This is a genomic window from Oleomonas cavernae (assembly GCF_003590945.1).
Classification (GTDB): domain Bacteria; phylum Pseudomonadota; class Alphaproteobacteria; order Zavarziniales; family Zavarziniaceae; genus Zavarzinia; species Zavarzinia cavernae.
In genome coordinates, this window is record NZ_QYUK01000011.1 from 3,327,281 (window position 1) to 3,349,396 (window position 22,116).

Annotated in this window: 21 protein-coding genes and 1 pseudogene; 15 read left to right on the forward strand and 7 right to left on the reverse strand. The window is 67.5% G+C overall.

Annotated features, from left to right (window positions below):
- The first annotated feature begins 37 nt into the window (after positions 1–37).
- Positions 38–2,094: pseudogene (betB, locus tag D3874_RS19955) on the forward strand (betaine-aldehyde dehydrogenase).
- Between the two features lie 8 nt (positions 2,095–2,102).
- Complete coding sequence (gene betA / locus D3874_RS19960; RefSeq protein ID WP_119780027.1) at positions 2,103–3,761, forward strand: choline dehydrogenase; 1,659 nt, start codon at positions 2,103–2,105, stop codon at positions 3,759–3,761.
- 122 nt (positions 3,762–3,883) lie between these two features.
- On the opposite strand, the gene D3874_RS19965 is transcribed toward betA, so the two are convergent.
- A complete protein-coding gene (locus tag D3874_RS19965) occupies positions 3,884–4,471 on the reverse strand; it encodes an RBBP9/YdeN family alpha/beta hydrolase (protein ID WP_119780029.1) in 588 nt (195 codons plus the stop codon).
- Positions 4,472–4,604: 133 nt separating this feature from the next.
- Between D3874_RS19965 and D3874_RS19970 the strand changes: the two genes are divergently transcribed.
- Both D3874_RS19970 and D3874_RS19975 read left to right on the forward strand, forming a co-directional pair.
- Positions 4,605–4,787, forward strand: a complete 183-nt coding sequence (locus tag D3874_RS19970; protein WP_147385741.1) for a hypothetical protein — start codon at positions 4,605–4,607, stop codon at positions 4,785–4,787.
- A 23-nt stretch (positions 4,788–4,810) separates the two neighbouring features.
- Positions 4,811–5,428: a helix-turn-helix domain-containing protein gene (locus D3874_RS19975; protein WP_119780034.1), complete on the forward strand. Its 618-nt coding sequence runs from the start codon at positions 4,811–4,813 to the stop codon at positions 5,426–5,428.
- 63 nt (positions 5,429–5,491) lie between these two features.
- Here D3874_RS19975 and D3874_RS19980 read toward each other — a convergent pair whose 3' ends face one another.
- Both D3874_RS19980 and D3874_RS19985 read right to left on the reverse strand, forming a co-directional pair.
- A complete protein-coding gene (locus tag D3874_RS19980; RefSeq protein WP_119780036.1) occupies positions 5,492–5,827 on the reverse strand; it encodes a hypothetical protein in 336 nt (111 codons plus the stop codon).
- A gap of 213 nt (positions 5,828–6,040) precedes the next feature.
- Positions 6,041–6,493 carry a beta-lactamase hydrolase domain-containing protein gene (locus tag D3874_RS19985; protein ID WP_119782401.1) on the reverse strand — a complete coding sequence of 151 codons (453 nt, stop codon included), beginning with the start codon at positions 6,491–6,493 and terminating at the stop codon, positions 6,041–6,043.
- 310 nt (positions 6,494–6,803) lie between these two features.
- Between D3874_RS19985 and D3874_RS19990 the strand changes: the two genes are divergently transcribed.
- From D3874_RS19990 to D3874_RS20000, 3 genes are all read left to right on the forward strand, one after another.
- The gene (locus D3874_RS19990; RefSeq protein WP_158596115.1) at positions 6,804–7,211 is read left to right on the forward strand and encodes a cupin domain-containing protein; all 408 of its coding nucleotides are present in this window, start codon (positions 6,804–6,806) and stop codon (positions 7,209–7,211) included.
- A gap of 115 nt (positions 7,212–7,326) precedes the next feature.
- Positions 7,327–8,457: an acyl-CoA dehydrogenase family protein gene (locus D3874_RS19995; protein ID WP_119780040.1), complete on the forward strand. Its 1,131-nt coding sequence runs from the start codon at positions 7,327–7,329 to the stop codon at positions 8,455–8,457.
- A gap of 17 nt (positions 8,458–8,474) precedes the next feature.
- Positions 8,475–9,701 (forward strand): acyl-CoA dehydrogenase family protein, encoded by a 1,227-nt coding sequence (locus D3874_RS20000; protein ID WP_119780042.1) that lies wholly within the window; start codon positions 8,475–8,477, stop codon positions 9,699–9,701.
- Positions 9,702–9,796: 95 nt separating this feature from the next.
- Here D3874_RS20000 and D3874_RS20005 read toward each other — a convergent pair whose 3' ends face one another.
- Positions 9,797–10,471: a TetR/AcrR family transcriptional regulator gene (locus D3874_RS20005; RefSeq protein ID WP_119780045.1), complete on the reverse strand. Its 675-nt coding sequence runs from the start codon at positions 10,469–10,471 to the stop codon at positions 9,797–9,799.
- A gap of 80 nt (positions 10,472–10,551) precedes the next feature.
- Here D3874_RS20005 and D3874_RS20010 point away from each other — a divergent pair, with 80 nt between their 5' ends.
- Positions 10,552–11,760 carry an acyl-CoA dehydrogenase family protein gene (locus D3874_RS20010; protein WP_119780047.1) on the forward strand — a complete coding sequence of 403 codons (1,209 nt, stop codon included), beginning with the start codon at positions 10,552–10,554 and terminating at the stop codon, positions 11,758–11,760.
- Positions 11,761–11,832: 72 nt separating this feature from the next.
- On the opposite strand, the gene D3874_RS20015 is transcribed toward D3874_RS20010, so the two are convergent.
- Positions 11,833–12,108: a TfoX/Sxy family protein gene (locus D3874_RS20015; RefSeq protein WP_199699174.1), complete on the reverse strand. Its 276-nt coding sequence runs from the start codon at positions 12,106–12,108 to the stop codon at positions 11,833–11,835.
- A gap of 55 nt (positions 12,109–12,163) precedes the next feature.
- Positions 12,164–13,063, reverse strand: a complete 900-nt coding sequence (locus tag D3874_RS20020) for a LysR family transcriptional regulator (protein ID WP_119780049.1) — start codon at positions 13,061–13,063, stop codon at positions 12,164–12,166.
- A 110-nt stretch (positions 13,064–13,173) separates the two neighbouring features.
- Here D3874_RS20020 and D3874_RS20025 point away from each other — a divergent pair, with 110 nt between their 5' ends.
- Positions 13,174–14,349: an MFS transporter gene (locus tag D3874_RS20025; RefSeq protein ID WP_119780051.1), complete on the forward strand. Its 1,176-nt coding sequence runs from the start codon at positions 13,174–13,176 to the stop codon at positions 14,347–14,349.
- A 14-nt stretch (positions 14,350–14,363) separates the two neighbouring features.
- A complete protein-coding gene (locus D3874_RS20030) occupies positions 14,364–14,699 on the forward strand; it encodes a DUF1491 family protein (protein WP_147385742.1) in 336 nt (111 codons plus the stop codon).
- On the opposite strand, the gene D3874_RS20035 is transcribed toward D3874_RS20030, so the two are convergent.
- On the reverse strand, positions 14,673–16,412 hold the full coding sequence (locus D3874_RS20035; RefSeq protein WP_147385743.1) for a glycoside hydrolase family 17 protein: 1,740 nt from the start codon (positions 16,410–16,412) through the stop codon (positions 14,673–14,675). The genes D3874_RS20030 and D3874_RS20035 overlap by 27 nt on opposite strands.
- Positions 16,413–16,633: 221 nt before the next feature.
- Here D3874_RS20035 and D3874_RS20040 point away from each other — a divergent pair, with 221 nt between their 5' ends.
- From D3874_RS20040 to D3874_RS20060, 5 genes are all read left to right on the forward strand, one after another.
- Entirely contained in the window at positions 16,634–18,217 is a 1,584-nt protein-coding gene (locus D3874_RS20040) for a fatty acid--CoA ligase (RefSeq protein WP_119780058.1), read from the forward strand.
- A gap of 57 nt (positions 18,218–18,274) precedes the next feature.
- Entirely contained in the window at positions 18,275–19,879 is a 1,605-nt protein-coding gene (locus D3874_RS20045) for a fatty acid--CoA ligase (protein ID WP_119780060.1), read from the forward strand.
- A gap of 260 nt (positions 19,880–20,139) precedes the next feature.
- Entirely contained in the window at positions 20,140–20,703 is a 564-nt protein-coding gene (locus tag D3874_RS20050) for a TetR/AcrR family transcriptional regulator (protein ID WP_119780062.1), read from the forward strand.
- Positions 20,704–20,863: 160 nt separating this feature from the next.
- Positions 20,864–21,193 (forward strand): hypothetical protein, encoded by a 330-nt coding sequence (locus D3874_RS20055; RefSeq protein WP_147385744.1) that lies wholly within the window; start codon positions 20,864–20,866, stop codon positions 21,191–21,193.
- A 71-nt stretch (positions 21,194–21,264) separates the two neighbouring features.
- Complete coding sequence (locus D3874_RS20060; RefSeq protein ID WP_119780067.1) at positions 21,265–22,110, forward strand: DUF2145 domain-containing protein; 846 nt, start codon at positions 21,265–21,267, stop codon at positions 22,108–22,110.
- Positions 22,111–22,116: the final 6 nt, after the last annotated feature.

Sequence of the window (22,116 nt, forward strand, 5' to 3'; positions counted from 1 at the left end):
CTAAGCGCGAACATGTGGGAGGAGCACCATGTCGCGTATGGAGCCGGAGGATGCCCGCCGTCGCCAGTTGATCGAGACGACGATCGAGACCATGGCCGAGGTCGGCTTTATCGGCACCACGCTGGGCCAGATTGCCCGGCGCGCCAAGGTCTCGGTGGGCCTGGTCTCGCATTATTTCGGCGACAAGGACGGCTTGCTGGAGGCGACCCTGCGCCACCTGGCCCGCCGGGTGGGCCACCGGGTGGCCCTGCGCCTGGCCCATGCCCACACGCCGCGCGCCCGCATCCAGGCGGTGATCGACGCCAACCTGGCGCCGGAGGAATTCGACCGCCAGACCTGCACCGTCTGGCTGGCCTTCTGGGGCCAGGTGATCCATTCCAAGCGCCTGAAGCGCATCCAGAACGTCTATCAGCAGCGCATGCTGTCCAACCTGCGCCATCCCCTGAAGGAACTCCTGCCATTCCACCAGGCGGAGCGCACGGCGGTGGCGATCGCGGCCGTGATCGACGGGCTGTGGCTGCGCGCCACCCTGTCTGAATCGGGCGAGACCGACAGCGCCACGGCGATCGCCATCGCCACCGCCTTCGTCGACAGCCAGTTGACCACGCTGGGCGCCAGCGAGATCCGGCGGCCCCGGCGACCGGCCACCGTGTTCAATCACATCGGCGGCCGCCCGGTCGAGACCAACGGCCCGACCTTCGAGACCATCAACCCGGCGACCGGCGAGGTGCTGGCCCAGGTCGAAATCGCGGGCGCGCGCGAGGTCGAGTTGGCGGTCGAGGCCGCCCGCCGCGGCCAGAAGCTTTGGGCGGCCATGACCGGCGCCCAGCGCGGCCGTGTCCTCAAGCGGGTCGCCGACCTGCTGCGCGCCCGCAACGACGAGTTGGCGGAACTGGAGACGCTCGACACCGGCAAGCCGATCCAGGAGACGGTGGCGGTCGACGTGCTCTCGGGCGCCGATTGCCTCGAGTACTACGCCGGCCTCGCCGCCGGCCTCACGGGCGAGCATGTCGACCTCGGCGCCGGCGCCTTTGGTTACACCAGGCGCGAAGCCTTAGGCATCGTGGCCGGCATCGGCGCCTGGAACTACCCCTTGCAGATCGCCTGCTGGAAGGCGGCGCCGGCGCTGGCCTGCGGCAATGCCATGATCTTCAAGCCGGCCGACCTGACGCCGCTGACCGCGGTGAAACTGGCCGAGATCATGGCGGAAGCGGGCGTGCCGGACGGCGTGTTCAATGTCGTCCAGGGGCCGGTCGAGACCGGCCGCCTGCTGACCCGCCACCCGGCGATCGCCAAGGTCTCCCTGACCGGTGCGGTCGGCACGGGCCGGAAGATCATGGCCGATGCCGCCGCCACCCTCAAACAGGTGACGCTGGAGCTGGGCGGCAAGTCGCCGCTGATCGTGTTCGAGGATGCAGCACTCGACAACGCCGTCTCGGGCGCCCTGCTGGCCAATTTCTATTCGGCGGGCGAGGTCTGCTCCAACGGCACCCGCGTCTTCGTCCACCGCGCCGTGAAGGACCGGTTCATCGAGAAACTGGTCGCCCGGGTCGAGGCCATGGTGATCGGCGATCCGCAGGAGTCCCGCACCCAGGTGGGCGCCCTGATCTCGCAGGCGCACATGGACAAGGTGCTGTCCTATATCGAGCGGGGCAAGGCCGAAGGGCCCGGGTGCTGACCGGCGGCCACCGGGTGGTCGACGGCAACCTGGGCCGTGGCTTCTTCGTCGCCCCCACCGTTTTCGACGATTGCACCGACGCCATGACCGTGGTGCGCGAGGAAATCTTCGGGCCGGTCATGACCGTGCTGGCCTTCGATACCGAGGACGAGGTGGTCGCCCGCGCCAATGCCACCGACTTCGGCCTGGCGGCCGGCGTCTTCACGCGCGACCTGGCACGGGCTCACCGCATGGTGGCGCGGCTGGAGGCCGGCACCACCTGGATCAACAGCTACAACGTGACGCCGATCGAACTGCCCTTCGGCGGCACCAAGCAATCGGGCCTGGGCCGCGAGAACGGCAAGGCGGCGATCGAGCACTACACCCAGTTGAAGAGCGTCTATGTCGCCCTGGCCGACATCGACGCGCCCTATTGAGGCCTCGGATGAGCGACAGTTTCGATTACATCATCGTCGGCGCGGGCTCGGCCGGCTGCGTCCTGGCCGACCGGCTGAGCGCCGACGGCAAGAATTCCGTGCTGGTGCTGGAATATGGCGGCTCCGACCGTTCGGTCTTCATCCAGATGCCCAGCGCCCTGTCGATCCCGATGAACAGCCCCAAGTACAACTGGTTCTATGAGACCGAGCCGGAACCGCACCTGAACAACCGCCGCCTGCACACGCCGCGCGGCAAGGTCATCGGCGGTTCGTCCTCGATCAACGGCCTGGTCTATATCCGTGGCAACCCGCTGGATTTCGACCGCTGGGAGGAGGAAGGCGCGCGCGGCTGGGCCTACCGCAACGTCCTGCCCTATTTCAAGCGGGCGGAAGGGCGCGGCGAGGGCGGCGACGCCTACCGCGGCAGCGACGGCCCGCTCTCGACCAGCTACGGCCCCCTGAAGAACCCGCTCTATCACGCCTGGATCGAGGCCGGTCGCCAGGCCGGCTATCCCGCCACGGCGGACGTGAACGGTTACCAGCAGGAAGGCTTCGGCCGCATGGACATGACCGTGCGCCAGGGCCGCCGCTGGAGTGCCGCCAATGCCTATCTGAAACCGGCGATGAAGCGGCCGAACTTGACCGTGCGCACCCATGCCCTGGCCGAGCGCATCCTGTTCGAGGGCCGGCGGGCGGCGGGCATCCGCTATGCCCAGGGCAATGCCGTCCACGAGGTGAAGGCCCGGCGCGAGGTGATTTTGGCCGGCGGGCCGATCAATTCGCCCCAACTGCTCAAGCTGTCGGGCGTCGGCCCGGCGGCGGAATTGCAGGCCCTGGGCATTCAACCGCTGCATCACCTGGCCGGCGTGGGCGAGAACCTGCAGGATCACCTGGAATTCTATTTCCAGATGGCCAGCACGCAGCCGATCAGCCTCTACTCCAGCCAGAACCTGTTTGCCAAGGGCCTGATCGGCCTGCGCTGGCTGTTGCGCCACGACGGCCTGGGCGCCACCAACCATTTCGAATCCTGCGGTTTCATCCGCAGCCGGACAGGCATCAGGTACCCGGACATCCAGTATCATTTCCTGCCCCTGGCGGTCTCCTACGACGGCAGTTCGCTGGCGACCGAACACGGCTTCCAGGCCCATGTCGGCCCCATGCGCACCAAGTCGCGCGGGGCGGTGCGGCTGAAGTCGAATGACGCGCGCGACAAGCCCAGGGTATTCTTCAATTACATGAGCCATGAAGACGACTGGACCGAGATGCGGGCCTGCGTGCGCCTGACCCGCGAGATCTTCCAGCAACCGGCCTTCGCCCCGTACCGCGGGCGCGAGATCCAGCCGGGCGCCGATGTCACCACGGACGAGCAGATCGACGCCTTCATCAAGGCCAAGGTCGAAAGCGCCTACCACCCGTCCTGCACCTGCAAGATGGGCAGCCCCGACGACCCCATGGCCGTGGTCGACCCGCAGACCCGCGTCATCGGCCTCGAGGCCCTGCGCGTGGTCGACTCATCGATCATGCCCTCGGTCACCACCGGCAACCTGAACGCCCCCACCATCATGATCGGCGAGAAGGCATCCGACATCATCTTAGGGAAGGATCCCCTGCCCGCCTCGAACGCGCCCTACTACGTCGCATCGAACTGGGAAACGGCACAACGGTAGCCGGGCCGCTTATCCCGCACGTCATCCCGGCGAAGGCCGGGATCCATGCCGATGCCAGCGGGGTATCGATCCAGCCTGCCATACCAATGGATTCCGGCCTTCGCCGGAATGACGAATGATTCTCAAACCCGGCGCGATGCCTGCTGTTCCGCCAGAACAGGCACCCGTCGCGGGGTCAGGCGGCCCAGCAGGCGGCGCCCTTCGGGCCAGGGGCCGTAACCCGAGGCGACATTGATGTGGCCGGCGGGGCCGGCATCGACCAGGTCGGCGCCCCAGGCACCGGCCAGATCCCGGGCGCGGGCGAAGTTCATGTAGGGGTCGTTGCGGCTGGCCACGACGACCGCGGGAAACGGCAGGGGCTGGTCGGGGATGGGGGCGAACGCGCGCAGGAAATCGGGCGTGCGCGCGCTCGATTCCACATCGGCCGGCGCCACCAGCAGGGCACCGCCGATATCGAGGTCGGGCCGGGCCGCGGCGACCAGGGTGACCAGGACCGCACCCAGGGAGTGGCCGATCAGCACCGCGCCGGGATTGTCCTCGATCGCCGCTGCCGCGCGCTCGACCCAGGCCTCGCCCACGGGGCGATCCCAAAGGCCCAGGTCGATCCGCCGGGCGCGGGGAAGTTCGGCCTCCCACACCGATTGCCAATGATCCGGCCCCGAATTGCCCAGCCCGGGCAGGATCAGGAAGCTGTGGCTGCCGTCGCTCATCTCACGCCTCGCGTCAATTTTACACGTAATTTTGTAATTTTTCTTTTTCTACATCAGAATATCATAATTGGTGAATGCGGGCGGCATTGCCAATGTCAAATTTGCACGCGTGACCAGAGTTCAGGAGCCAGACGTGAACGCGCAGTCCCAGGTCATCAGCCTCGACGAATACCGTGCCCGGCGCGCGGCCAAGCCGGCGGCGGCCGCCGCCGCCCGCCCGGCCCTCGAGGGCCAGTCGATGCCGGTCTTCTTCTGCTGGGTCCCGGTCTGGTTCTTCGTGCCGCTGTCCCAGGGCACGGTGGCGCCATCGTGGTGACCGCCCCGGATTCCAGGGCTGCGATGGCCCCGTCGGACGGCGACCCCGACGACGACGGCCAGGCCCAGGACGATGCCGCGGCCCTGATCGCCACCGTCGCCCGCAACCTCAAGCGCCTGCGCACCCGCCAGGGCCTGTCGCTGGAGAGGCTGGCCGCGCGTTCGGGCGTCAGCCGGTCGATGCTGGGCCAGGTCGAGCTGGGCCGTTCGGCCCCGACCATCAACATCCTGTGGAAAATCGCCCGGGCCCTGGGCGTGCCCTTCTCGGGCCTGACCACGGCGGTGGGCGAAGGCGGCACCGTGGTACTGCGCGCCGAACGCGCCAAGTCGTTGAGCTCGCGCGACGGCCGCTTTGTCTCCCGCGCCCTGTTCCCGTTCATGGGCGAGCGCAAGACCGAATTCTACGAATTGCGTCTGGCTTTCCAGGGCCATGAACTGGCCGATGCCCATGCCCCGGGCACGGTGGAGAATCTGGTGGTGAGCCGCGGCCGGATCGAGATCGCGGTGGCCGACAAGCTGTTCGAGCTGAACCCGGGCGATTCCATCCGCTTCGAGGCGGACGTGCCCCATGCCTATCGCAATGTCGGGCGCGAGGACGCGGTCATGTACCTGGTCATGACCTATGTCGACGCCCAGGACTGACAGCTGACAAAGCAGAAGGCCGGGCGCATGGCCCGGCCTTGATAGCGTTAGTGTGCCTGGCGATCACGCCATCTTGCACATCATCATCATGCCGCCGCACATCATCATGCAGGGCATGCCCATCTTCATCATGGCCATCATCTGCTCGCAGCAGGTCTTCATCATGTCCATCGACATGCCTTCGGCCGGGGTCATGGTGCAGACCATGCCGGTCGGGGTCATCTCGCAGGTCATGGTGCACATCATGCCGCCCATCATCGGCATCATCATGTTGCCCATCATGCCGTTCATCATCGGCATCATGCCGCCCATCATGGGCATGCCCATCATCGGCATCATGTTGTTCATCATGGGCATCGGCATCATCTGGGGCATCTGCATCATCGGGGCGGTCATCATGGGGAGTGTCCTTCAGGTCCGTGGGCCGACCGTGTCGTCGGCGTCCCCGTCCTGATACGCCCCGACTGGTGCACTGCAAAACGCAAGCCCGCGCGCGCCGTCGCTTTCCTCCAAGCTGACGGAAGACCTGATGGCGGGAGCGGATGGATCATCCGCGATCTTGGAGAAGCCGGCCACTATCCTGGATGATCGGCCGGCCCACCTCCCCCGCCCTCAAGCGGCCAGGCGGCTGTTCAGGTAGCTGGCGATGAAGTTCTTCACCTTGGGCGTGATGCTCAGGCCCTGAAGCTCGACCGCGGTGATCGCCTCGGCGGCGGCAGTGCCGCTCGCCTCGGCCTCGACGATCAGGGCGAGCGTCGCGGCCCGCTGGCCCATGCCGCAATGGACATAGACCGGGCCGGGCAAGCTCGACACCCGCTCGCGGAAGGCGCTGACCGTGGCCGCGGACAGATCCTCGACCGCGATCGGCAGGTGGACATAGTCGAGGCCCAGGCTGGTCACCAACTGCCCCTCGTCCGAGGGGTCGAAGGCGCGCGTCACCTCGCCGGCCTGGCGCAGGTTGACCACCGCCTTGAAGCCCTGGGCGGCGAGTTGGGCGAGATCCACGGCATCGGGCTGTTCGCCGGCGGCGAAGCGGCCGATCCCTGCGGGCGGACGAATGGTCATGTCGGTCACTCCCTGTTGGAATCGTGGTGGATGCGGGGTCGGCATACGCCGATGGGGCGACAGGAGAACGGCGAACAGGCGACAGTTTTGTTTCAACACGGAACCTTTGGCGGCGATGCCGTCGTTGGCTCGGTGAAGGCGAAACGATCCGGGACAGCGCTCACCGATATACACCACAAATTCATGTGAAACATTTTGAACAACATTTATCTTACACTATTTCTGAATTTCTATGGTATGGATTTGTGTATTGGCTCGGCAGGCTGGGCTGGGGCTCACCCGAGGTCGAGAGGGTTTGGCGATGATGACAGTGATCGACAACAAAACCGCGGCCGGCCGGGCGGGCGCTGCCACCGGCGGCGAGGCCTTCGGCGGCCTGGTCAGCGCCCTGCTCAAGCGCTTGCAGGCCCGCTCGGGGCCGTCGGCCGAAAGCCTGGCCGCGCTCTATCCCGCCGGGGATGGGGCCGAGATTTACGAGATCAGGCTGGAGCGGCAGGGCCGCGAATGGGCCAGGGCACACGCCGCCGGCATAACCACCCGCCTGGTGGTGGATCGCGGCAGCATCGAGGTGACCGCGGGCGGCGAACGCTACCGCCTGGACGAAGGCGATGCCTTCACCCTGGCCGGCGACGTGGCGCACAGCTATCGCAACACCGGCCGGGGCGAGGCCGTGGCCTACTACGTCCTGGCCTACGGCAATCCGCCCAACCGGGCCTGAGCGCAGCAAAGGCGGACGCGACGTCAAACGCGTTGGCCTTTGACATCGGCGAAAAACGCGCAAGATAACCCCCGGTACGGCCCGCAGAGGCCGCCACAAGGGGAGGCTTGCGTCCGTGGATTTCGATTTCTCCGACGACCAGAACACGCTGCGGGAAAGTGCCCGCCGCTTCCTGACCGACCGCTGCCCGCGTGACGCGGTGCGCCGCATCCTGGAAGGGGTGGCGCCCTTCGACCGCGAACTGTGGCGCGGCGTGGCCGACATGGGCTGGACCGGCATCACCATCCCCGAGGAACACGGCGGCCTGGGGCTGGGCCATCTCGACCTGTGCGTGATCGCCGAGGAGATGGGCCGCGTGCTGGCGCCCGTGCCCTTCGCCTCCACCGTCTACCTCTTCGCCGAGGCCCTGATGCTGGCCGGCAGTGCCGCCCAGCGGGCAAAATTCCTGCCGCGCATCGCCGCCGGCGACCTGATCGGTTGCTTAGGGCTGGCGGAGGGCGCCCAGGCCCCCTCGCCGCGCAATATCGAAGCCCGGGTGGAAGGCGGCGCCCTGACCGGGACCAAGACCGCGGTGACCGACGGTGACATCGCCGATGCCGCCATCGTCGTCGCCCGCTCGGGTGCCGAGCGCGGGCCCCGCGGCCTGGGCCTCTACCTGGTCGACCTGACCGGCCCGGGCGTCACCCGCACGACGATCAAGACCATCGATCCCACCCGCAGCCACGCCCAGATCAGCTTTGACGGCGCCCCGGCCGAATTGCTGGGGGCGGCCGGCGACGGCTGGGCCCTGGTCGAGAAACTGTTCGACCGCGCCGCCGTGCTGTTCGCCTTCGAGCAGGTGGGCGGTGCCCAGGTCTGCCTCGAGATGGCCAAGGACTATGCCCTCAGCCGTTACGCCTTCGGCCGCCAGATCGGCTCGTTCCAGGCGATCAAGCACAAGCTGGCCGACATGTATGTCGCCGTGGAACTGGCCCGGTCCAACGCCTATTACGGCGCCTGGGCGCTGTCGACCGATGCCGCCGAACTGCCGGTGGCCGCCGCCGGTGCCCGCATCGCCGCGACCGACGCGCAGTGGCTGGCCTCCAAGGAGAACATCCAGGTCCATGGCGGCATGGGTTACACCTGGGAGACCGACTGCCACCTGCACTATCGCCGGGCCAAGCATCTGGGCCTCGCGCTGGGCTCCAACCGGCGCTGGAAAGATGCGCTGATCAGCCGGCTCGAAGCCGCCAACGCCGCCGCGTGAACAGGGAGTATTGAGCCATGAACTTCGACGATACCCCCCAGGAAGCCGCCTTCCGCGCCGCCGCCCGCACCTGGCTGGAGGCCAATGCCCCGGCGCCTGAAGAGGCCAAGCGCATGGGCCGCGAAAACCTCGACGAGGCCACCGCCCTGAAGGCCGCCCGGGCCTGGCAGAGCAGGAAGGCTGCCGGCGGCTGGGCCTGCCTGCACTGGCCCAAGGCCTATGGCGGGCGCGAGGCGACACCCATCGAGCGGGTGATCTGGGAGCAGGAGGAGAGCCGCTTCGCCGTGCCCCGCGGCTTCTTCGAAATCGGTCTGGGCATGTGCGGCCCGACCATGATGATGTACGCGACGGAAGCCCAGAAGCAGCACTACCTGCCGCCGATGCTGCGCGGCGAGACCATCTGGTGCCAGCTGTTCTCCGAACCCTCCGCCGGGTCCGACGTCGCAGGCCTGCGCATGCGGGCCGTGCGCGACGGCGACGACTGGGTGATCAACGGCCAGAAGATCTGGACCTCCGGCGCGCATTATTCCGACTTCGGCATCCTGGTGACGCGCTCCGATCCGACAGTCCCCAAGCACAAAGGCCTGACCTTCTTCTTCGTCGATATGAAGTCGCCCGGGATTACGATCAAGCCGATCAAGCAGATCTCGGGCACCTCCAACTTCAACGAAGTGTTCTTCGAGGACGTCCGCATCCCCGATGCCCAGCGCTTGGGCGACGTCGGCCAGGGCTGGACCGTTTCGCTGACCACCTTGATGAACGAGCGCCTGGCGGTGGGTGACGCGCCGGGTCCCGGCTTCGACGAGGCCTTTGCGCTGGCCCGCGAAGTGCTGCTGGAAGACGGCCCGGCGATCCGCAACCCGGAGGTGCGCCAGCGCCTGGCGGAATGGTACGTCCAGTCGCGCGGCCTCAAATACACCAAGTTCCGCGGCATGACGGCGCTCTCGCGTGGCGCGACACCGGGGCCGGAAGCCTCGATCACCAAGCTGGTCTCGGCCAATGTGCTGCAATCGGTGGCGAACTTCGGCATGGACCTGCAGGACATGGGCGGCGTGGTGCATGGCACCGGCCAGCCGGCGGCCGGCCTGTTCCAGCAGGCCCTGCTCTATTCGCCGGGCCTGCGCATCGCCGGCGGCACCGACGAGATCCTGCGCAACATCATCGCCGAACGGGTCCTGGGCCTGCCGCCCGACATCCGCGTCGACAAGGACATCGCCTTCAACGCCCTGCCCACCGGGCGGTGACCCTCACTCGTCATCCCGGCGAAGGCCGGGATCCATTGCGACATCGCGCGCTGCCCAAGAATGGATCCCGGCCTCCGCCGGGATGACGATAGTGGTCAGATGCTGATCGCCCGGTCCACGAACCCGATCACCGTATCGGCATAGGCCTCCGGCGTCACCCCTCGCCCGCGGTGCTTCCAGCGCTTCACGTACCAGTCCTGCAGCAGGGGCTTGATCAGCGCGGCCATCATGGTGGCATCGCCCGGCCGGAACAGGCCCTGTTCCATGCCCGCCGCGATCGGCCCGGCCAGCATCGCCTCGGTGCGCAATTCCTCGCCCAGGGCGTGGTCGCGGGCGGTGCGGTTGAAGCTCTTGGCCTCCATGAAGGCGAAGAAGAACCAGGGCAGCATGGCTTCCGACAACAGCACGTGGTCGCGGATCACGGCATGCAGTTGCGCGCGCGGATCCCCGCCGCCCTCGCCGATCGGCGCCAGCACCCGTTCGACGGCGTCGGCCACCCCGTCCAGGATCAGGCGCAGCAGCATCTCCTTGTCGGCGATGTAGTTGTAGAGCGCGCCCATGCTGAGGCCGCTGGCCTCGCTCAGGTCGCGCATGGTCATGGAATGGAAGCCCCGGCCGTTGGCCAGGTCCAGCGCCACGGTCAGCACGCGGGTGAGGTTGGGAATCGCCACATGGGGCTTCTTCACCCGGATGAAAGCCATGTGGCGCTCGTACAGCCGGGCGCAGATCGCCTCGTCGGTCACGTCGTGCTGGGTCGCGAAATCGCTCATGCCTCCCAGAAAAACACTTGCCTTTCGGGCGCGCGAGATAAAAATAGCGAACGCTCGCTCGCCTTTTTAGGATCTTCCCGATGGACTTCACCCTCTCGCCCGAAATCGACGATTACCGCCGCCGCATCCGCGCCTTCGTCGACGCGAACATCATCCCCCTGGAGGCCGACCGGGCGAATTACGACGCCCATGAGAACATCGCCCATGCGCCGCTCCAGGCCATGCGCGCCAAGGCCAAGGCGGCCGGCCTGTGGGCCTTGCAGATGCCCAAGGCGCGTGGCGGCCAGGGCTTGAGCACGGTGGGCATGGCCGCGACCTACGAGGAGATGAACCGCTCGATCTTCGGCCCCGTCTGCTTCAATTCCTCCGCCCCGGACGACGGCAACATGTTCCTGCTGAACAAGGTGGGCACGCAAGCCCAGAAAGCCCGCTGGCTCCAGCCGATCATCGACGGCGACGTGCGCTCGTCCTTCGTCATGACCGAGCCGCACCCCGGTTCCGGCTCCGACCCCGCCGGCATGATGCTGACCAAGGCCACGCGCCAGGGCGGCAAGTGGGTGATCCACGGCCGCAAGTGGTTCATCACCGGGGCCGAGGAGGCGAGCCATTTCATCCTGCTGGCGCGCACCAGCGACGACGAGCGCAAGGGCCTGACCGCCTTCCTCTACCACAAGGACCAGCCCGGCTGGCGCATCGAGCGGCGCATCGAGATCATGGGGCCGGAGGAGCACGGCGGCCATTGCGAGATCGTCTATGACGGCCTCGAGATCGAGGACGAGAATGTCCTGATGGGGGTGGGCGACGGCCTGAAGGCGACCCAGATCCGGCTGGGCACCGCGCGCCTGACCCATTGCATGCGCTGGCTGGGCCTGGCCAAGCGGGCGATGGAGATCGCCGAGAGTTACACCAGCAGCCGCATCGCCTTCGGCAAGCGCCTGCGCGACCGTGAAAGCATCCAGACCATGCTGGGCGAAGTCGCCCTGCAGATCGAGATCGGCCGCCTGCTGACCATGAAGGCCGCCTGGAAGCTCGACCAGGGCGATTTCGCCCGCAAGGAGGTGAGCATGGCCAAGATCGTCGTCGCCGACGTGCTGCACCAGGCTGCCGACACCGCGCTCCAGCTCAACGGCGCCCGGGGTTACTCCAAGGACACCCCGCTCGAATGGATCTACCGCTACGCCCGCCAGGCCCGCCTGGTCGACGGCGCCTCGGAAGTCCACAAGATGGTCCTCTCCAACCACCTGTCGTCCGAAGGCACGGATTTCTGGTCCTGGGGTGCGGGACACTGACCTCATAGATTACAAGCTCTCTCCGCCCTTCAGGGGGAGAGGGTGGGGTGAGGTGGGTCGGTGGCGTCGGGCTCACTTGCCATCGCGCCGGGCGGCCGCCACGGCGTCGCGGGCCCAGGACAGAAGTTCGTCCTCGTCATCCAGCATCTCGCCCGGCAGGGCGAAATAGGCCTCGACCGTCACCTCGCCCTTGCGGGTGCGATAGCTGAACGGCCGGCTGCCGGCAGCAACGAAGCGCGGCCTGTTCTGGCCGTCCGTCTTCAGATACAGGGTCTCGCCCATGACCATGGCGAACTGAACGCCGTCGAGGACGAGCCCCGTGCCACCGAAGAACCGGCGCGCCGACACCGGCCCCAGGGGGCCAGCAGGTCGACCAGATGGGCGATGAATTGCCTGTCCGCGCTCATGGTCCCTCAATCCCCGCATGTTCCACCAGGAAATCGACGAACGCCCGCACGCGCAAGGACAGGTGCTCGTGGCTGACGAAGACCGCGTGGGCTTCCTCGGTGTCGCCGGGGTTGAAGGCTTCCAGGATCGGCACCAGGCGGCCTGCGTCGAGGTCGGCCTGGATGTGGTAGTTGGCCAGGCGCGCCACGCCCACGCCGGCCAGGGCCATCAGGCGGACCTCCTCGCCCGAGCCGGCGAGGAAATTGCCGGTGAAGCTGCGCTCGCGCACCACCCCGTCGATGCTGAAGGCGCGGTGATCGGCGAGGCGGCGGAAGTTGAAGTGCAGGTAGTTGTGGCGGGCCAGATCGTCAGGGTGCCGCGGCTCGCCATGGGCGGCCAGATAGGCGGGGGCGGCGACCACGGTCATGGCGGAACGGCCCAGCGCGCGGGCACGCAGGCGGGAATCGCGCAAGGGGCCGAAGCGTACCGCGACATCCGCCCGCTCCTCCATCAGGTCGACCACATTGTCCGACAGGGTGACGTCGACCACCACCTTGGGGTAACGGGCCAGGAACAGCGGCAGCACCGGGATCAGGCAGTGGACGCCGTAGGGCACGGCGGCATTGACCCGCAGGCGGCCGCGCGGTTCGGCATTGGCCTGGCCTAAGCTGCGCTCGACCTCGTCGATGTCGGCCAGGATGGCGCTGGCCCGGCCCAGATAGGCCTGGCCCTCGGCCGTCAGGGCCAGGGCGCGGGTGGTCCGCTGCAGCAGGCGCACGCCCAGGCGCGCCTCGATCCGCGCCACGGTCCGGCTGACGGCCGAGGGGGTGAGGCGCAACGCCTTGGCGGCAGCGGCGAAGCTGCCCTTCTCCGCCACCTGGACGAAGACCTCCATTTCACCCGCGCGGTTGTCCATGGCCGATACTCGTGAGTCAAAGTCATGAGTATCTTGATATTTCAAAATCTAATCATCAATGCCGCGAATGCGCATCTTGGGGTCCTGACCTGTCGTCGAGGAACGATCCGATGCCTCTCGCCTTGTACGCGCTTGCCGCCGGTGCCTTCGGCATCGGTACCACCGAATTCGTCATCATGGGGCTGCTGCTGGAAGTCGGCCGCGACCTCGACGTCTCCATCGCCGCCGCCGGCCTGCTGGTCTCGGGCTATGCCCTGGGCGTCGCGGTAGGGGCGCCGCTGCTGACCGCCACCACCGGGCGGCTGCCGCGCAAGACCCTGCTGCTGGGCCTGATGGCCTTGTTCACGATCGGCAATCTGGCCTGTGCCCTGGCGCCCGACTATTGGAGCCTGATGGCCGCCCGGGTGGTCACCTCCTTTGCCCACGGCACCTTCTTCGGCGTCGGCTCGGTCGTGGCGACCGCTTTGGTGCCGAAAAACAAGGCGGCCTCGGCCATCGCCCTGATGTTCACCGGCCTGACCCTGGCCAATGTCCTGGGCGTGCCCTTCGGCGCCTGGCTGGGCCTGCATTACGGCTGGCGCGCGACCTTCTGGGTGGTGACCGCGATCGGCCTGGCGGCGATGGCGGCCGTCGCCCTGCTGGTGCCGCGCCTTGCCCCCAGCGGCAGCGGCCGGCTGATGGACGAACTCAAGGTGCTGGGCCGCCCCCAGGTCCTGCTGGGCCTCGGCATCACCACCCTGGGCTTCGGCGGCGTGTTCGCGGCCTTCACCTATATCGCCCCGGTGCTGACGCAGATCAGCGGCTTTTCGGCCGACGCGGTGGCGCCGATCCTGCTGCTGTTCGGCGCCGGCCTGGTGGTCGGCAACATCGTCGGCGGCAAGCTGGCCGACCGCGCCCTGATGCCCACCCTGCTGGGCAGCCTCGTGGCCCTGGCCGCGGTGCTGATCCTGATCGTGCCGGCATCTCACAACCAGGTCGCCATGATCGTCACCGTCGGCCTGCTGGGGGCCGCCGCCTTTGCCACGGTGCCGCCCTTGCAGATGCGCATCCTGGCCAAGGCGGAAGGGGCGCCCAATCTGGCCTCGGCCCTCAACATCGGCGCCTTCAATCTGGGCAATGCCCTGGGTGCCTGGGCCGGCGGCCTGACCATCGACCACGGCCCGGGGCTCACCGCCCTGCCCTGGGTCGCCGCCCTGATCACCTTGGGCGGCCTAGCCCTGGCCCTGGTCAGCCGGCGCCTGGACCGGGTGGCCATCCCGATCCGCCCCGCCGCGCAGGAGGTGTGATAGAAGGGGCGGCCATGTCCGACCCGCGCCTCAAGTCCCGCCTCGTCGTCCAGGCCCTGATCCGCCGGGCCGAGGTGGCGGGGCTGGTCGCCATGGTCATGCGCTCGGGCGATGCCGATGCCGGGGCGATCGCCTTGGTGCTCGACCGCTTCGGCGCCGGCAGCCGCCTGTTCGCCCAGGCCCGCGACGGTGACGGGCGCCTGGTCTGGGCCCCGGCCGACGGCGGCAAGCCGCTCGATGCGCCCGACCTGGCGGACCGGCTGGAGCGCAGCACGCGCCGCGACCCCGACCTGTGGATCCTCTCGATCGAGGACCCCAAGGCCCTATTCGATCCCAACGGCCAGGGCTGAGCGGCGCAGGCGCCAGCGGAAGCGCACCGCGGCGAAGAACGGCAGGCTCATCAGCACCATGCAGGCGCCCCAGGCCCAGGCCTCGATATTGGCCGGCGTCTCCAGGATCAGCAGGGCCACGGCCATGGCGATGAAGCCCAACCCCACCACCAGCGAGAACCAGCCACGCCCCTTGGGCGGTATGTCGTCGATCCGGCCGAAGACATGGCCGAAGGCCAGGCGGTCCAGGAAACGGTCGCGCCCGGTTGCCGCGGCGACGCCGGAGATGATCAGGGGTGCCACCGCGGCCAGGGCCAGATAGACCGTGGGGAAATCGCGGTAGCGGCCGTCGACCGGCAGGATCGGCCACAGCATCGAGACGGTGGCGGGCGCCAGGACCTGCGACGCCAGCGTGCTGACCGGCACCACCATCAGGAACGACAGCGCGAACGACAGGCCCAGCCCCAGGCTCAGCACCAGGTCGCCGCCGATGGCCGGGCCGCTGCCCGCCGCCGGGCGGGTATCGCCGGTCAGGATGCGGAAGGCGGTGACACTCAAGGCCAGGCCCAACCCCAGGGCGACCACCGCCTTGAGCCCGGCCCAGACCTGCGGCGCCCACATATAGGCGTAGAAATAGGCCTCGTAGACGGCACGGCTGCCGCCATAGGTCGCCACCGCCAGGAGCAGGCCGGTCAAGATGGCGCGGCCCAGCCCGAGCCGTGCCGCCCGGGCGCGCTGATGGACCACGAAGACGATGCTGAGCAGGGCGGCCAGGGCAGCACCCCAGGGCCAGCGCGGTTCCTCGACGATCGGCTTGTTGAAATTGAACTTGTGATGCCAGTTGCTGTCGAACAGGCCCCAGTTGGCGCCGACGGTGCCTTCCATCTCGCTCTTCCAGCGCTGGTCGAAGGCCTCGATGACATTGTAGCGGATGCCTTCGGACGTCGCCTTGTGCAGGAAGTTGGTGAGGAAGGTGGCCAGTTCCAGCCGCCCGGGCACCGCGGCCTCGCGGCTGCGGCCGTGGGTGGGCCAGCCGATTTCCCCGATCACCACCGGCTTGCCCGGGAAGGCGGCGCGGACCTGGGCCAGGATATTCTCGACATGGGCATTGCCCACCTCGACGGGCAGCGGGAAATCCTCCCAATAGGGCAGGATATGGATGGTGATGAAGTCCACTTCCGCCGCCAGTTGGGGGTTCTGCAGCCAGAATTCCCAGACATCGGCATAGGTGACCGGCTGCTTGATCGCGGCGCGGACGGTGCGGATGTGCTCGATCAGTCTGTCCACGGGCAGGTCCCGGCGCAGCAATACCTCGTTGCCGACGATCACCCGGTCGATCGTGTCGGGAAAGCGGTTGGCGAGGTCGATCAGGCTGGCGACCTCGGCCTGGTTGACCCGCAGCACCTGGCCCAGCCAGGCCCCGGCGAAGACCTTGAGGCCGCGCGCCTGGGCCAGGCCAGGCACGATTTCCATGCCTTCCCGGGCGGTGTAGAGGCGCACCCCGCGGACCTTGCCGACCAGGGCATCGAGCGCCAGGGCGATTTCGTGGTCGCTGGGATAATTGCCGGTCAACGGGCTTTGCGTGCCGCGGAACGGCGCGAAGGAAACGCTTTCGATCACGCCGTCGAAGGGCTGGGCCAGGGTGACGGGGCGATTCGGCAACCACCAGGCCAGGAATGTGAGCCCGATCGCAACGCAAAGGGTGACGGCATGGGCGGGGGTTATGGCACGCATCAGGCTCTCGCTGGGAAACAACCGCCGCCGCCCTACGCCGCGTCAGCAACGCAAAGGCGCTGGGACCGCAACGGGCGATGGCCCTTGCTCTTACACCAAACCGGCCGGGTGGGGAACGTGCTCGGAATTCGCGACTTGAGGCGCGTCGGCCGCCCCCCTAGACTGCGCCCAAAGAACAAGGTGGCGCCAACGAGCGCCGCCGCTCCGGGGAGACGACACGTATGGCTTATCATCCAGACATCCGTGCGCTTGGCGACGTGCCGCGCATCCATGGCCGCGAGCGCAGCGACAAGGTCGCCCTGATCGAAGGCGACAGGTCGATCAGCTATGCCGAGCTGGACCGGCTCAGCAGCGCCTGCGCTGCCGCCCTCGTCGCCGCCGGGGTGAAGCCCCAGCGCCGGGTCGGCTTCCTCGACAAGAATTCGGCCGATTATTTCGCGCTGCTGTTCGGCACCGCCAAGGCCGGTGCCGTGCTGGTGCCGGTGAACTGGCGCCTGGCCGCGCCCGAGATCACCTTCATCCTGGACGATGCCCAGGCCGAAATCCTGTTCGTCGGGCCGGACTTCGTGCAGGCGGTGCGCTACTTCCACCAGGACTTCAAGACGGTCAAGCAGATCGTCGTGATGGGCGGGGGCGACGGCGACTGGCCGGGCTTTGCCCAGTGGCTGGGCGACGTCGATGCCGCCGTCGACCCCAGGCTGGACGGTGCTGCCCGCGACACGGTCATCCAGATGTACACCTCGGGCACCACCGGGAACCCCAAGGGCGTCATGCTGATGCACGACAACTTCCTGGGGAATATCCAGCAGCGCGAGGCCGCGGCCGAGGAATGGGCCCTGTGGACGGACAAGGACGTGGCCCAGATCGCCATGCCGCTGTTCCACATCGGCGGCACCGGCTCGGCCTTCCTGGGCATCTACAGCGGCGCCAAGCTGATCATCACCCGCGATTTCGAGCCGGGCCTGGTGCTGCGCCAGATCGAACAGCACCGCATCACCAAGGTGTTCTACGTGCCGGCCGTGCTGCTCTTCCTGCTGCAACACCCGGCCAGCCAGACGACCGATTTCTCGTCGTTCAAATACATCCTCTACGGCGCCTCGCCGATCCCGCTCGACCTGCTGCGCAAGGCGATGGCCGTGTTCAAATGCGGCTTCGTCCAGGTCTACGGCATGACCGAAACCACGGGCATGTGTACCTACCTGCCGGCCGAGGACCACGATCCCGACGGCAACGAGCGGATGCGCAGCGCCGGCAAGCCGCTGCCCGGGATCGAGGTGAAGATCGTCGACGAGCATGGCAACAGCCTGCCGCCCCGTGTGGTGGGCGAGATCTGCACCCGCTCGGTCGGCATCATGGCGGGCTACTGGAACCGGCCCGACGCCACCGCCAAGACGATCGACGGCGAGGGCTGGCTGAAGACCGGCGACGCCGGCTATCTGGACGAGGACGGTTACGTCTACATCTACGACCGGGTGAAGGACATGATCGTCTCGGGCGGCGAGAACATCTATCCGGCGGAAATCGAAAGCGCCCTGTTCGGCCACCCGGCGGTCGCCGACGTGGCGGTGATCGGCGTGCCGGACGACAGGTGGGGCGAGGCGGTGAAGGCCGTGGTGGTGCGCAAGCCCGAGGTCGAGGCCTCGGCCGACGACATCATCGCCTTCGCCCGCACCCGCATCGCCGGCTACAAGGTGCCGCGCTCGGTCGACTTCGTCGATTACCTGCCACGCAACCCGACCGGAAAACTGTTGAAACGGGAATTGCGCGAACCATATTGGGCGGGCAGGGAACGCCGCGTGAACTAGGCGGCACTCGCGACATTGGAGGCTCGAACCACCCAATTGCGAGAGGATGACGGGGGCATGACTGGGGGAAGCGGCAAGGGTTCGACGGCGATCACCGATGGGTTGATCCGTTCCGTCGGGGATATTCCACGCCATCACGCGCAGGTGCGGCCCGAGGCGACCGCCCTGGTCTTCGAGGGGCGGGCGTCGTCTTATGCCCGCTGGAACGACCGGGCGTCGCAGGTGGCCAACGCCTTGATCGGCGACGGCTGCGGACCGGCGGCGAGGGTCGCGCTGTTCGCCAAGAACTCGGACTGGTACTACGAGATCTATGGCGGCACGGCCAAGTCCAACACCGTGCTGGTGGGCGTGAACTGGCGCCTGGCCGCCCCTGAGGTGGCCCAGGTGATCCGCGATTCCGATGCCGGGATCCTGTTCGTGGCGCCCGAATTCGCCCCCGTGATCGACCAGATCAAGGACGAGTTGGGCGCGGTGCGCCGGATCATCACCCTGGGCCCGGCCCGGGGCGATTGGCTCGGTTACGAAGACTGGCTGGCCGCCGCCTCGAGCCGTGACCCGATGGTTCCCGTCTCGCCCCAGGATGTCGCCATCCAGCTCTATACCTCGGGCACCACCGGCCTGCCCAAGGGCGTGATGCTGACCAACGAGAATATCCTCGAGGCGCTGAAGGCGGTCGAGGCGGGGGTTTACGGCGTGTTGGACGCCGGTAACGAGCGCATCTTGATGTGCATGCCCAACTTCCACATCGCCGGCTCGAACTGGGGCATGTTCGGCTTTGCCATCGGCGCCGCCGTCCATGTGCTGAAGGAAGTGGACCCGGTCCGCATCCTGGAGACCATCGAGCGCGAGAAGATCACCCGGGCCTTGTTCGTGCCCGCCGTGATCATGCTGCTGGTCCAGCACCCTCTGGCCAAGACCACCGATTTCTCGTCCCTGAAGACCGTGGTCTACGGCGCCTCGCCGGCCCCGTTCGACCTGCTGCGCCAGGCGATGGCGACCTTCGGCTGCGGCCTGGCCCAGGCTTACGGCCTGACCGAGACCTGCGGCACGGTGGTCAGCCTGCCCGAGGCCGATCACGAGCCGGGCGGCAACAAGCGCATGCACAGTTGCGGCAAGCCCCTGCCCGGCACGACGATCCGCATCGTCGATGGCGAAGGCGCCGACCTGCCGCCGCATACGGTGGGCGAGATCCTGATCCGCTCCAAGCTGAACATGGCCGGCTATTGGAAGCGGCCCGAGGATACCGCCAAGTCCTTCGTCGGCGACTGGTTCCGCTCGGGCGATGCCGGCTATCTGGACGAGGATGGTTACCTCTACATCCACGACCGGGTGAAGGACATGATCGTCTCGGGCGGCGAGAACATCTACCCGGCCGAAATCGAAAGTGCCCTGTTCGGCCACCCTGCCATCGCCGACGTGGCGGTGATCGGCGTGCCCGACGACAAATGGGGCGAGGCGGTGAAGGCCGTGGTGGTGCTCAAGCCCGGCCAGGCGGTCGAAGCGGCCGAGCTGATCGCCTTCGCCAAGGCCCGCATCGCCGGCTACAAGGTGCCCAAGAGCGTCGATTTCGCCCCGGTCCTGCCGCGCAACCCGTCGGGCAAGCTGCTGAAGCGCGAATTGCGCCGGCCCTATTGGGAAGGCCGCGACCGCCAGGTGAATTGAGGGAGGGTTTCGGCCGGTTCGCCTGGCATCGGCGCCGTGCGTCCTTCGAGACGCCATGCTTCGCGTGGCTCCTCAGGATGAGGTAAGTCTTTCTGCCATAATGATTTTTCCTCATCCTGAGGAGGCCCGAAGGGCCGTCTCGAAGGACGCACGGCGCCGCCGCAAGGCGCAACTTTTGAAACAGTCGGCGGCGCGGGCGTCTTGACGGCGCGGCGCCGGGACGGCTACTTGAGCGAACGTTCACTCAAGGAGATGGCGCCATGTCGTCCGAAACCCGGCAGCGCATCGTGGCCGCATCCCTGAAACTGTTCGCCCAGAAGGGCATCGCGGCCACCACGACGCGCGACATCGCGACCGAGGCCGGCATCGCCGAAGGGACGATCTATCGCCATTTCCCCTCCAAGGAGGCAATGGCCGACGAGATCTTCCTGGAAAACTACCTGCCCTTTGCCCGCGTGCTCGATTCCATCCAGCGGCGCAACACCACCACGCTCGCCAAGATCGTCGCCATGGTGAACCACTTCTATGGCGCCTTCGACCGCGACCGGGACGCCTTCACCTATCTCCTCGTCTCGCCCCACCGCGTAACTGAACGGGTACCGCATGGCACCGCCACGCCGGTCTCCGTCCTGCGCGACGTGCTGAGCGAGGGGATCGCCGCCGGCACCCTGCGCCCGCTGGACGTCCAGCTCGGCACCCATCTGGTGCTGGGCCTGATCACCCAGCCGGCCAATGCCCATGTCTATCACGAGATCGAGGGCTCCCTGCTCGATCTGGCGCCCACCGTCATCGACGCGATCTGGCGCGTCGTCTGCGCCGACTGACGGGGCCTTTCGGGAATCGTCCGCACGGGGCGAAAGCACCGCTTGACAGGGTGAACGTTGTGAGTGATTATTCACTCACAGATCGGCACGGGCCGGCTGGAAGGTGAGTAGAACCCAATCCGCCCACCTTGAGAGCAAACATTCACTCATGGAGGTTTCTATGTCTTTGTCGTTTAAGCATCGCCTGGCGATCGGCCTCACCGCGCTCATGCTGCCCCTGGCCGGTACGGCCCATGCCGAGGGCCTGGTGAAAGCCTCGGAGCAGTCGCTTCAGGCCGTGGGCGCGGTGATCACCGCCGGTACCGCCGTGGTCGGCTACAGCGTGGCCATTCCCCTGATCGCCGTGGGCGAACTCGGCCAGGCCGTCGGCGGTGTCGGCACCGAGATCGCCGATGGCGCGGCGGCCATCACCCCGCTGCCGCAGCCCCTGCCGGTCTCCGACCAGTCCGTGACGGCGGGGCCGCGTCCTGATGTGGCCTTGGCCCGCTGATCCGCCGCCATCGGGCCGGTTTTTTTCCGGCCCGATGGCGAGTGATTATTCACTCAATTCCGGAGATTCCCATGACCAACCGCCGCCGTGCCGCCGCCCTGGCACTCGCCCTCGCCGCCGCCCCCATGGCGGCCGCGACCATGCCGGCCCAGGCTTCCAGCCTGGCCGGGGGCACCGCCCCGACCTTCTCGATCGATGAAACCGCAAGCTTCGCCAAGTCGGTGGAGAAAATCCTGGCGGCGCGGGGCGCCCGCGTCGCCCTGGTGGCGCGCCTGGGCCGCGATCCCGACGAACTGCCGGCAGGCATCGACTACACCCATGTCGGCCTGTGGGTGTACAGCGAGATCACGACGGCGGACGGGCGAAAGCTCCCCGGCTATGCCGTGTTCAACCTCTACCGCTCGAACGAGGATCCGGACCATTCCAGCCTGGTCCAGGACTTCCCGCTCGACTTCTTCGCCGAGATCTTCGTGCAGCGCGCGGGGGTGATCATCCCGACCCCGGAAATGCAGGCGCGCCTGGCCCGGGTGATCGCCTCGCCCAGCTATGCCCGGCTGCACGATCCGCATTACTCCCTGCTCGCCAATCCGCTGCGCGACGACTACCAGAACTGCACCAGTTTCGTGCTGGACGTCACCATGGCCGCGATCTACGGCACCGACGACCGGCGCCAGATCCGCGCCAATGTCGAAGCCTATTTCGAGCCGACCGTGGTCGACCTCGATCCCCTGCGCCGCCTGTTCGGCCCGCTCTTCGTCGAGGGTGCCCACACCGACGACCAGGACTGGAACATCAATACCGCGACCTTCGGTTCCCTGGCCCGATTCTACGAGACCTACGGCCTGGCGCAGGAGGTTTTCGAGGTAACGCCCATCGGCATCATCGGCCGCCCGGCGAGCGCGCCAGCGCTAGATTGACAAGTC